Raw genomic sequence first — 13426 nt, 5'->3', positions numbered from 1 at the left:
GATGATTCACTTAACGAAGTGCTCGTACTATCAGAAAGTGACGTACTCGTGCTAGTCGAACCACTCAATGACGTACTTGTACTATCCGAAGTAGAGGCACTATCACTAGATGAGTCGCTCAATGACGTACTAGAACTGTCAGAAAGTGACGTGCTCGTACTAGATGATTCACTTAGAGAAGTGCTTGTACTATCAGAAAGTGATGTACTCGTGCTAGTCGAACCACTCAATGAAGTACTTGTACTATCCGAAGTAGAGGCACTGTCACTAGATGATTCACTCAATGACGTACTAGAACTGTCAGAAAGTGACGTGCTCGTACTAGTCGAACCACTTAGAGAAGTGCTTGTACTATCAGAAAGTGACGTACTCGTGCTAGCAGAACTGCTTAATGAAGTACTTGTACTATCTGAAGTAGAGGCACTATCACTAGAAGACTCACTCAATGACGTACTAGAACTATCAGAAAGCGACGTACTCGTACTAGTTGAACCACTTAGAGAAGTGCTAGAACTGTCAGAAAGTGACGTACTCGTGCTAGTCGAACTGCTTAATGAAATACTTGTACTATCTGAAGTAGAGGCACTATCACTAGAAGACTCACTCAATGACGTACTAGAACTATCAGAAAGTGACGTACTCGTACTAGTTGAACCACTTAGAGAAGTGCTAGAACTGTCAGAAAGCGACGTACTCGTGCTAGTAGAATCACTTAGTGAAGTGCTTGTGCTAACCGAAGTAGAAGTACTTGTGCTAGATGAACCACTTAGCGACGTACTAGAACTGTCAGAAAGCGACGTACTCGTACTAGATGAATCGCTTAATGAAGTACTTGTACTATCCGAAGTAGAGGCACTATCACTAGATGAGTCGCTCAATGATGTACTAGAACTGTCAGAAAGTGATGTACTCGTACTAGTCGAACCGCTCAATGAAGTGCTTGTACTGTCAGAAAGTGACGTGCTCGTACTAGTAGAATCACTTTGCGATGTACTAGTGCTCGTACTAGTAGAAGTACTTGTGCTAGCTGATCCACTCAATGAAGTACTCGTACTGTCAGAAAGTGAAGTACTTGTACTAGCAGAATCACTTAACGAAGTACTTGTACTATCTGAAATAGAAGTGCTATCACTAGATGAATTGCTCAATGACGTACTAGAACTATCAGAAAACGACGTACTCGTGCTTGTCGAACCACTTAGAGAAGTGCTCGTACTAACCGAAGTAGAAGTGCTCACGCTAGATGAGTCGCTCAATGACGTACTAGAACTGTCAGAAAGTGACGTACTCGTACTAGATGAACCACTCAATGATGTACTAGTACTACCTGAAGTAGAAGTACTTACACTATTAGATAATGAAGAACTTATGCTAGATGATTCACTCATTGATTCGTTCGTACTAGTAGAAAGCGACGTTTGTGTACTAGCTGAGTCACTCATAGAAGTACTAGAACTGTCAGAAAGCGAAGTACTCGTGCTAGATGAATCGCTCAATGACGTACTTGCGCTATCAGAAAGCGAAGTACTTGTACTAGCAGAATCACTTAGAGAAGTACTTGTGCTATCAGAAGTCGACGTACTTGTACTAGATGATTCACTTGTCGATGTGCTTGCACTGTCTGAAAGTGACGTAGAAGTACTCATGCTAGATGAATCACTCACAGACGTACTCGTACTAGCAGAAATAGACGTACTAGTAGAATTCCTTACAGACGTACTTGCACTATCAGATGTCGAAGTGCTTGTACTAGCAGAATCACTCAATGACGTACTAGAACTATCAGAGAGTGACGTAGAAGTACTAGTAGAATCACTTAGAGAAGTACTTGTGCTATCAGAAGTCGACGTACTTGTACTAGATGAGTCACTCGTAGACGTGCTTGCACTGTCAGAAAGCGACGTAGAAGTACTCATACTAGATGAATCACTTACAGACGTGCTCGTGCTGTCAGAGACAGAAGTACTAGCAGAATCACTTAGAGAAGTACTTGTACTATCGGACGTCGATGTACTTGTACTAGTAGAGTCACTTGTCGACGTGCTTGCACTATCAGAGAGTGATATTGATGTACTAGTCGAATCACTTAGTGAAGCACTTGTACTATCAGACGTAGAAGTACTTGTACTAGTAGAGTCACTTGTAGAAGTGCTTGCACTATCAGAAAGCGAAGTAGATGTACTAGTACTAGTTGATTCACTTACAGAAGTGCTCGTGCTATCGGAGACAGAAGTACTCAATGAATCACTTGTAGAAGTGCTTGCGCTATCCGAAGTGGAAGTACTTGTACTAGTAGAGTCACTTGTCGATGTGCTTGCACTGTCAGAAAGTGATGTAGAAGTACTCGTACTAGATGAATCACTTACAGAAGTGCTCGTGCTATCTGAAACAGACGTACTCAATGAATCACTTAGTGAAGCACTTGTGCTATCCGAAGTGGAAGTACTAGTACTAGACGAATCGCTAGTCGACGTGCTTGCACTATCAGAAAGCGATGTAGAAGTACTAGTACTATTTGAATCACTCACAGACGTACTCGTGCTGTCAGAAACAGAAGTACTCAATGAATCACTTAGTGAAGCACTAGCACTATCAGACGTCGACGTACTTGTACTAGTAGAGTCACTTGTCGATGTGTTTGCGCTATCAGAAAGTGAAGTAGAAGTACTTGTACTATTTGAATCGCTCACAGAAGTGCTCGTGCTATCAGAAACAGACGTACTCAATGAATCACTTAGTGAAGCACTTGTGCTATCAGACGTAGAAGTACTTGTACTAGATGAATCGCTAGTATACGTGCTTGCGCTATCAGAAAGCGAAGTAGAAGTACTTGTACTATTTGAATCGCTCACAGACGTACTCGTGCTGTCAGAAACAGAAGTACTCAATGAATCACTTAGTGAAGTACTTGCACTATCAGACGTAGACGTACTAGTACTAGTAGAATCACTCATAGATGTACTAGAACTATCAGAAAGTGATGTCGAAGTACTAGTACTATTTGAATCACTTACAGAAGTGCTCGTGCTATCTGAAACAGACGTACTCAATGAATCACTTAGTGAAGCACTAGCACTATCAGAAGTTGAAGCACTCGCGCTATCCGACATAGAAGTACTAGAACTTTGAGATTCACTTACAGAAGTGCTTGTGCTATCAGAAGCTGACATGCTGTTACTTACTGATTGGCTATCAGACATGGACGCACTAGTACTTTGTGAGTCACTTAGTGAAGCACTTGTACTACCAGAAGTTGAAGCGCTAATAGAATCGCTTAATGACGCACTTGCACTATTAGAAACTGACATGCTATTACTTACTGATTGACTATCAGACAAGGATGCACTAGTACTTTGTGAGTTACTTAGTGACGCACTTGTACTACCAGAAGTTGAAGCACTCGTAGAATTACTTATAGATGCACTAGTACTATTTGATGACGAAATACTATTACTATTAGATGTACTATTTGAAGTACTTGTACTATCAACTGTTGAAGTACTTTGTGAGTTAGAAATAGAATCACTTTCTGCATTTCTTCCAATATTCCAAGTAAATGTTTTAGTAGTTGTATTATTACTAGCATCTTTAGATGTAACTGTTACAGTATAGTCACCCATTGTAGTAGGTGTGCCACTAACTGTTTTAGTTGTAGGATCATAAGTTAAACCTGGTGGTAATCCAGTTACAGTATCAGTTGTTGAACCACTGTTGTCACTTGTATCAATTGTTACGTTATTAATAGGTGATAGTACTTGGTTAGATTGATTATTAATATTAATAACCGGATTAGTAGTATCCACTACATTAATGTTAAATGTCGATGTAGACGAATTACCGGCTTGATCAACTGAAGTGACAGTAACAGTATTATTTCCTAATTGTGTAGGAGTTCCAGTAATTGTGTTTGATGCTGAATCATAACTTAATCCAGAAGGTAGACCTGTAACAGTATTTGTAACAGTGCCAGTACCATTATCTGTTGTATTCACTGTAATAGGTGAAATTGGGCTATTAATTTCTTTAGTTTGATTAGACATGTTAATAGTTGGTGCCTGTACATCTTTATAAAAGACAGTTATAGCTTGCCCTGCATTTGTTAATTTAACTGTTTTATTTGTTGCGTTATATGTTGGTGCATATGTACTATCTATATTTACTAATTGATAACCTTTAGCCGTAATCGCGCTTTGTTGATCATCAATAGTGACAGTATTGTCTACGTCTCCAGCCAGTGTTTTAGCTGCAACGATTTCTTTACCAGTATCGGCATCAACATAGTGAACTTGTGCCGTAGCAGTTTCAGTATACGTGAATGAGTCAATTTCAACTTGTTGTAAATTTCGAGCTCCACCAGTAGACGCTGTCATAGATAGCGAGAAGTTAGTATTTTTACTGGCTTTAATCCAATCAGAAATATTTCTAGTCCACGTTTGTCCAGCATATGTTACTGTCATGACTTTCGTATCACCATTATAATCAATGATAAAATCTTGGAAAGTACCATTAGGTTGTGTTGTTAATTTAGCCGCATTAGCAGTTTTTGTATTATCTGTATAAGTTGTTGCTACGCCTGAATTATTTGTTGTTACAAATGCACCGAATGCGCCACCGCCACCTACACTAGCAGGGTCTTTATTAGCTTTGGCAGATGAGTTAGGTTGTGAGGTATTATGATAAGTATCTAACTTAAAGCCGAAAGCATTATTCAAGCCACCAATACCTAAGGCAGCCCCTTCTTTACCAATTTGTCCGAGTGTACCTGGTGAAAAGGCGAAACCGATACCATCGCCACCAGTGACGCCGTCTGGAGAAGTTCCTTCATAACGAGTTCCTAGGTTAACTTTACCTTCAAAATGGAAACTTTTATTTGAGTCAATTTTAGTACCTAGAGATATAGCACCTTTTTGTCCGCCAACATCTGGAGTTAATGTTGCAACGCCAGTACTTTGATCGTATGTTGCAGAACCGCTAGTTGTGAAATGATCAGTAAAGTTATCCTTATCAACTACGACCTGTGAAGTTGTAGGTGCAATTGGTGATGCTGTTGTTGCTGCAGCTGCTAAACGATTGACCGCTAATCTACTAAATGCACGTACTTTAGTTGTACTAGTCGATTTACTAGATTCACTAGCAACCGGTGTAGTGACAACACTCTCAGAAGCAGTATGTGTCATTCTTTCATTAATATATGATGTTTTATTCGTAATCGCTTCACTATTTAATGTATTTTGTTTTGGGGATTCACTTGATGTAGCACCTGCAGATGATTGACTGTCGGTATTTTTCGTTGAAGCTTGAGATTGAGAGTCTGGTGAAGTTGATTTAGTTTCACTTGAAGTACTTGTTTTACTTTCATTTGTAGCTGTTTCTGATTTCTGCGATTGTGAATCAGATGAATTATCGTTAGATGATGAAGTAGATTTTGTACTTTGAGAATTTTTTGAATCATTTTTGCTTGCTTCAGAGTTACTATGGTCTGATTGACTAGACTTAGAAGCTTGCTCTGAATCAGAATTCTGTTTGTTAGTTTGATCAGTTTCACTATGTTGTTCAGATTTATTTTCAACGCTTTCACTAGATTGTGTATCTGATTTCTCGCTACTACTAGACGTAGATTGAGTACTATCAGTTGTGTCATTTTTTTCAGAACTTTGTGTTTTTTCTGATGAAACAGATTCACTTTTCGCTGTGTTTTCACTATTGCTTGCATGTTTAAGTTCAGTTGAATTTTGATTTGCGACTGCTTGACTTTGTGTAGAAAGCTCTGAAGTTACAGGTAATTCAGAAGCTGCCATTGCTTGATGATTATGTAACATATTAACTGTAAAAGCGCCACCTGCTATTGTAGAAGCTTTTATAGCATTTCTTTTTACAAAGTTACCTTTTTCTTTACCTTCATCAGAATCTTCCATTGTATGATTGGAAAAGATAGGTAATCCCATGATTCGCATTAATTTAATTTCTTTGATACCTGATTTAATCCAATGTTTCCCAGATTTATATAATTTAACCCGAGATTTTTCGTTTTCTAAACTGTGTTTTAAATTTCTTTGTCTTTTTGACATTGAACCATACTCCTTTAAATGTTGCTGTGTAAGAATGGGTTAGTCTCAATGTAATAATACACTAATATTTAACTTCATATTACGTAACAAATATATCACACTTTGAGATTAAAATATATTTATATTATTTGGAAAATAAAATTGTTATCCTATTACAACGAATAGAGTAAAATTCAATAAGTTTGTATAATATATTTGTTGTAATACAAGTATAACTGTTCACAAATCTATTTCTAAAAAAGTTTTTTGTGATTATTAATTTTGAAAGCATTTAAAGATTTATAAAAATCAAAAAGAGTGTAGTTAATTTATATGAGGGGATACTGAGGTTTGTCTGGCGTCAATGTGCTCGGTGTCTAATTTAGAACTGATATTCTAAAATTTTTAAGTACAATCGAAACGTAAAATTCAATAAAAAGCAATGATAAATACTTTAATATAAGTGAACTACTGTAAACATTTACCTTCAATAAATCTTTACAAAATCTTTACAATTCCTTAATTTAAGTTTTTTTGTATAGAAAGTTGGGGATTAAGAAATATCTAATATAAAGGAGAGACTAACAATGAAACATACAAAAACAATAGCTTTATTATCATCGGCAGCCATTTTATTAGGTGCGTGTGGCAATGGAGGTAGTGATTCAGCTTCAAATAAAAAAGACGAAGGTACAAAAGATACTACTGTAGCAGTAAAAGATATTAAGACAAATCCTGAAGATGCGATTAAAAAAGCGCAACAAACATATAAAGGTCAAGATTTAAAAGATATTTCATATGAAAAATCAAATGGCGACTGGGTATACAAAGTTGAACAACAAGACACTAAGAATAACAAAGAATCAGAAGTCATTATTAATGACAAAGATAAAAAGGTAATTCATAAAGAAACTGAAAAAGGCGAATCTAATAATTCTAATGATTCGTTTAAATATAGTGATGTAAAAGATTATAAAGATGCCATTAAATCTGCTCAAAAAGAATTTGACGGTGACGTTAAAGAATGGTCATTATCTAAAGATGATGGAAAATTAGTTTATGATTTCGACCTACAAAAAGGTAAAGAAAAACATGAAATAACAGTCGATGCTAAAACAGGTAAAGTATTAGACAATCAACAAGATGATTAGTATATAATAGAAAATCGTATTTGAAAAAGCAACCTAACGATATGTTAGGTTGCTTTTCGTGTATCTGAATGTTCTATTTAAAAATTAATATAGTTCTAATAATTTCTTCCAATTATAAGAGATCATTACAGCAATACTCATAACTAGAAGTATAATTACAAGTTCTGAAGCCATATAACCTTGTGATAGATGTACCGTAAATAATGCGCCTAGCATAATAACGATAAAACCAGCAGCAACGTAATTTGAAAGTAAACCTATAATCATAAAGATACCACCAATAAATTCAAACAATCCTAATAAAATGCCTAAAAATGCTGGAAAGCCTAAGCCAGCCATCATTTCCATAGGTTCTTTAAATCCACTAAATACCTTTTGTGAACCATGTATTGTAAAAGTGACACCTAACATAAGTCTAATTAATAATAATCCTATTCTCATAGCGTATAACTCCTTTTGTATATTTTATATACTTGATATAACAGTTATATTACAATGCTAGCTATTTACATTCAAGAACAAATCAGATATTTATTGTAACTAAACAATTAAAAATAGATTACAAAATGTAATAAAACGATAAAATGCTATAAATTTTAAAAAATAAAGTCCTTCTTACTTTAGAAATACATATTTTACAAAATTTGATAATAAAATTTTAATAGAGTAAGTCAATTACGTTATAATACTTATGTTCATATAATATATACATAAATACCAAATTAGTTTAGAGTGAAATTAAGTAGGGCACTTATAAATATAGGTATATGCAAATTACATATAGTAACTAAATGATATAAAAATATTAATAGGGGGAACATCATTGAAAAAAGTTTTGACCAGTATTCTGATGATAATTATGTGTTTAATCGTTGTATCACCAACTGTTTTAGCATCACAGTCACCTGTAGACGTAGCTAAACAAGAAAAACAAAACATTGATAAGCAATACAATCCAAAAGGTATGATAGTAACTACTGAGGATGGACAAATACTCTACAATTATCACGACAAAAAACAAGTTGATCCAGCTTCAACAACCAAATTGATGACAATGAATTTAATATACGATGATATTAAATCTGGAAAAGTGAAAATGAACGATAAAGTAAAAATTACATCAAGATATGAAAAAATGTCAGAATTACCTAATTTAACAACATTTCCTTTAAAACAAGGTGAAACTGTTACAATCAATCAATTATTGAAACAAGCAGCATTAGAATCAAGTAATGCTTCTACGTTAGTTTTAGCTGAACATATTGATGGCAATTCTTCAAAATTCACAGATAGAATGAATAAAAAAGCAAAAGAATTAGGTATGAAAAATACAAAATTTACTAATCCAAGTGGAGCAAATAATAAAGTATTACAACCATATGAACCGAAAAAATATAAAAATGATACTATTTCTCATACATCTGCACGAGATATGGCTATACTCAGCACAAATTTGTTAAAAGAACATCCGGATGTTTTAAAAATTACAAAGCTTTCTAAAGATACACAATCTAATCAAGAGCTACATAATACAAATACGTCATTACCAAATGAAGCAGATGCTATGAAAGATGTTGATGGATTGAAAACAGGTACTAGTGACAATGGCTATAATCTAGAATTAACAGCTAAACGACACCATTTAAGAATCGTTACTGGCATATTTAATGTTATGCCCTATCCTAATGAACAAGCTAAACACGCACGTCAAAAACTTGCGAATGCTTTAACTGAGCATGCTTTTAAACAATATGAATACCGTAAAGTTGTTTCAAAAGGGGAACATAAGATAGATGATAAGGAATACGAAGTTAAAAAAGATTTATATGATTTAGTTCCAAAAGATAAGAAAAAATATAAATTGAAAGTTTCTAAAGACAATCGATTATACGTTGATTATGATAGACAATTTATAAAAGATCATCACGCCCCTAGCGTTAAAGTTGAAGCTACGACACATTGGGGCATGATTTTCCTTTACATACTTATGGCGGTCGTAGGCCTTGTATTACTTGGTATGTTGACAATTATTGGTATCAAAATTTATTTTAAGAATAATAAATAAATATATAAATTGAGATAACTAACCTACCACTTTATGGATAAGAATTTGTATTAAGAGCTATTAAATTGACAAAAACATAAGTAACTGCAAAGATTACATTTATATATAGATTAATTGCTTTTAAATTAATCTTTATAACTAGAAATACGGAGGGGTTTATAATGAAAGTAGGAATTATTGGGGCTTCAGGTAAAGTTGGACAACTTATTTTAGAAGAAGCAGTAGATAGAGGAAACCAAGTAACGGCTATCGTAAGAAACGCATCAAAAGTTTCGAACTCAAATGTAGATGTCATTGAAAAAGATATTCATGATTTAACTACTTCTGATATTACAGCATTTGATGTAGTGGTAAATGCATTTGGTGCACCATTAGGCGATTCAGAAGGTCATATTAATGCAGGTCGTCATTTAATTGATATTTTAAAAGGTACAGATACTAGAGCAATTATTGTTGGTGGTGCAGGAAGCTTATATGTTGATGATGCTCACACTACTAAACTGATTGACACTGAAGAATTTCCAGATGTAGTCAAACCAACTGCAATAGGCCAAGGACAAAACCTTGAAGAATTACAAAATGCAGAAGGAATTACTTGGACATTTTTAAGTCCTTCAGCTGAATTTGATTATGAAGGTGCAAGAACTGGTAAATATAAATCTGGTAAAGATCAACTATTAGTGAATTCTAATGGAAAAAGTTATATTAGCTATGCTGATTTTGCAATAGCTATTGTAGATGAAATTGAAAACCCACAACATATTAATGAACGTTTTACAGTTGTAGGCGAAGAAAAATAATAAAGTTATCACTTTTATCATAAAGTAAGGCGGAAATTTTGAGTTGATATTCAATTCAAAATCTCCGCCTTTTTCTATTATTTATTTCCTAGGATATAAACCTAAATATGATTCTAAACTTTTACCTGATTGTTTAACTTTTTTCGCTTTATCTTTTCCTAAATAACGTAAATGCCATGGTTCATATTGATAACCTGTTTCATTCTCTTTATGTTTCCCATATCTTACAATGAAACCATAATCAGCAGCATGTTTTTTAATCCATTTACCTTCTTTAGTTTTACCAAAGCTACGATATAAATTTTTATCTGAGCCCTGTGCTCCTACATCAAATGATAATCCAGTTTGATGTTCAGAGTGACCTGGTTTCGAACTATATTTATTAGCAGCTTTTTCGCCATCTCTAGCTTTATAATTATTAAATAGTTGTACTTGTGTTTGATAACTTCTAAAACCACTTATTTTATATAATTGAATATTATCTTTCTTTGCATCTGTCATCATTTTATTTAAAGCACGTACCGCTTTTGGATTTTCTCCTGGATTGAAATCTTTAGGTAATTTAATTTGTTTATTTACGATTAGAATACCATCAATATATGTCTTTCCGTCTTTTTTAATCTTTTTATGATTTTTCTTCGAATGGTTATTATCACTTTTTTGATTTTTTTCACCTAAATGACCATTTGAACATGCTGACAGTATTAATAATCCCATTAATAAAAAAAGATATAACTTCTTCATGTAACATTTAACTCCTTTAAACTATTAATCACTCAATACTTGAAGGTTAGATGATGTCATCATTCCATACTAAATTAGCCTAACATATTTGCTTGAAAATTTAATTGTATTTAGTCAATAAATTCACTTTTTTAAAGTGACAAACTATTCTTTTTACCATTAACTATAAAATTGTTATATAACAGATAATTTAAAAGATATACTGTATTAATTTATTTCACAGGTTCTTTAATCAGCCACATATTATATATAATTTAGCCATAAATTATGTGAAAATAATCACAAAATACATGCTATACTCTTTGTGAAAGCGATAACAAAATTTGGAATTAATTAACTAATAATAAATAATTGGAGGCGAAAGGTATGTTAGAAACAAATCATACTCATGCTTGGCAAGGTTTTAAAAATGGACGTTGGAATAGACATTCAGACGTAAGAGAATTTATTCAATTAAACTATTCTTTATATGAAGGCGACGACGCATTCCTAGAAGGTCCAACAGAAGCTACTTCAAAATTATGGGACCAAGTGATGCAATTGTCTAAAGAAGAACGTGATCGCGGTGGCATGTGGGATATGGATACAAAAGTTGCATCGACAATCACTTCACATGATGCAGGATATTTAGACAAAAACTTAGAAACAATCGTTGGTGTTCAAACAGATAAACCATTCAAACGCTCAATGCAACCATTTGGTGGTATACGTATGGCGAAAGCTGCATGTGAAGCATATGGATATGAATTAGATCCAGAAACTGAAAAAGTCTTCACAGATTATCGTAAAACACATAACCAAGGTGTATTCGATGCATATTCCAGAGAAATGTTAGATTGCCGTAAAGCAGGAATTATTACTGGGTTACCAGACGCTTATGGCCGTGGACGTATCATTGGAGACTACCGCCGTGTGGCATTATACGGTGTAGATTTCTTAATGGAAGAAAAACTTCACGATTTCAATACAATGTCTACTGAAATGTCAGAAGATGTAATTCGTTTACGTGAAGAATTATCAGAACAATATAGAGCTTTAAATGAATTAAAAGAATTAGGTCAAATGTATGGTTTCGATTTAAGTCGACCAGCAACTAACTTTAAAGAAGCAGTGCAATGGTTATATCTAGCATATCTAGCTGCAATTAAAGAACAAAATGGTGCAGCAATGAGTTTAGGACGTACATCAACATTCTTAGATATTTATGCAGAACGTGATTTGAAAAATGGTGACATTACTGAAAGTGAAGTACAAGAAATTATCGACCACTTCATTATGAAATTACGTATTGTTAAATTTGCTCGTACACCAGACTATAATGAATTATTCTCAGGAGATCCAACATGGGTTACTGAATCTATTGGTGGTGTAGGTATCGATGGCAGACCACTTGTTACTAAAAACTCATTCCGTTTCTTACATTCATTAGACAATTTAGGTCCAGCACCAGAACCAAACTTAACAGTACTTTGGTCAGTGCGTTTACCTGAAAACTTCAAAATTTATTGTGCAAAAATGAGTATTAAAACAAGTTCAATTCAATACGAAAATGATGACTTGATGCGTGAAAGTTATGGCGATGACTATGGTATTGCATGTTGTGTATCTGCTATGAAAATTGGTAAACAAATGCAATTCTTCGGAGCAAGAGCTAACTTAGCTAAAACATTATTATATGCAATTAATGGTGGTAAAGATGAAAAATCTGGAAAACAAGTAGGACCAAGTTACGAAGGTATTAAATCTGACGTACTTGATTATGATGAAGTCTTTGCTAAATTTGAAAAAATGATGGATTGGTTAGCAGGTGTCTACATTAATTCATTAAACATTATCCACTACATGCATGATAAATATAGCTATGAAAGAATCGAAATGGCATTACATGATACAAATATCATTCGCACAATGGCTACTGGTATAGCAGGATTATCTGTAGCAGCAGACTCATTATCAGCAATTAAATATGCAAAAGTAACACCTATTAGAGATGAAAATGGACTTGTGACAGACTTTGAAATCGAAGGAGATTTCCCTAAATATGGTAACAACGACAGCCGTGTAGATGATATTGCAGTAGACTTGGTAGAACGCTTTATGACAAAATTACGTAGCCATAAAACATATCGTGATTCAGAACATACAATGAGTGTATTAACGATTACTTCAAACGTTGTATATGGTAAGAAAACAGGTAATACACCAGATGGACGTAAAGCTGGAGAACCATTTGCACCAGGTGCTAACCCAATGCATGGACGCGACCAAAAAGGTGCATTATCATCATTAAGTTCTGTAGCTAAAATTCCTTATGATTGCTGTAAAGATGGAATTTCAAATACATTTAGTATTGTTCCAAAATCACTAGGTAAAGAAGAAGAATCACAAAACAAAAACTTAACAAGTATGCTAGACGGTTACGCTATGCAACATGGCCATCACTTAAATATCAATGTATTTAATAGAGAAACATTACTAGATGCAATGGATCATCCTGAAGAATACCCACAATTAACAATTCGTGTATCTGGCTATGCAGTTAACTTTATTAAATTAACTCGTGAACAACAATTGGATGTTATTTCTCGTACATTCCACGAACAAATGTAGAAAATAAGG

At 34.1% G+C, this 13426-nt stretch carries 7 protein-coding genes; 4 read left to right on the top strand and 3 right to left on the bottom strand.

Features of this window, described 5'->3' with window-relative positions:
- A partial coding sequence (locus Q4528_RS01910; RefSeq protein WP_303520323.1) for a lectin-like domain-containing protein occupies positions 1–6068 on the bottom strand: 6068 nt, incomplete at its 3' end.
- 566 nt (positions 6069–6634) lie between these two features.
- Between Q4528_RS01910 and Q4528_RS01905 the strand changes: the two genes are divergently transcribed.
- Positions 6635–7198 (top strand): PepSY domain-containing protein, encoded by a 564-nt coding sequence (locus tag Q4528_RS01905; RefSeq protein WP_046467232.1) that lies wholly within the window; start codon positions 6635–6637, stop codon positions 7196–7198.
- 84 nt (positions 7199–7282) lie between these two features.
- Here the strand turns inward: Q4528_RS01905 and Q4528_RS01900 are convergent, their stop codons facing one another.
- Complete coding sequence (locus tag Q4528_RS01900; protein ID WP_029056731.1) at positions 7283–7639, bottom strand: DoxX family protein; 357 nt, start codon at positions 7637–7639, stop codon at positions 7283–7285.
- A 382-nt stretch (positions 7640–8021) separates the two neighbouring features.
- Here Q4528_RS01900 and pbp4 point away from each other — a divergent pair, with 382 nt between their 5' ends.
- Both pbp4 and Q4528_RS01890 read left to right on the top strand, forming a co-directional pair.
- Positions 8022–9263 (top strand): penicillin-binding protein PBP4, encoded by a 1242-nt coding sequence (gene pbp4 / locus Q4528_RS01895; RefSeq protein WP_046467231.1) that lies wholly within the window; start codon positions 8022–8024, stop codon positions 9261–9263.
- Between the two features lie 161 nt (positions 9264–9424).
- Complete coding sequence (locus Q4528_RS01890; RefSeq protein WP_029056733.1) at positions 9425–10063, top strand: NAD(P)-dependent oxidoreductase; 639 nt, start codon at positions 9425–9427, stop codon at positions 10061–10063.
- An 81-nt stretch (positions 10064–10144) separates the two neighbouring features.
- Here the strand turns inward: Q4528_RS01890 and Q4528_RS01885 are convergent, their stop codons facing one another.
- Positions 10145–10807 (bottom strand): M15 family metallopeptidase, encoded by a 663-nt coding sequence (locus Q4528_RS01885; RefSeq protein ID WP_046467230.1) that lies wholly within the window; start codon positions 10805–10807, stop codon positions 10145–10147.
- Positions 10808–11173: 366 nt separating this feature from the next.
- Here Q4528_RS01885 and pflB point away from each other — a divergent pair, with 366 nt between their 5' ends.
- Positions 11174–13417 carry a formate C-acetyltransferase gene (gene pflB / locus Q4528_RS01880; protein WP_017637625.1) on the top strand — a complete coding sequence of 748 codons (2244 nt, stop codon included), beginning with the start codon at positions 11174–11176 and terminating at the stop codon, positions 13415–13417.
- Positions 13418–13426 lie beyond the last annotated feature (9 nt).

The sequence above is a fragment of the Staphylococcus pasteuri genome, from assembly GCF_030547725.1.
Lineage (GTDB): Bacteria > Bacillota > Bacilli > Staphylococcales > Staphylococcaceae > Staphylococcus > Staphylococcus pasteuri.
This window is presented reverse-complemented; position numbering and strand designations above follow the sequence as displayed.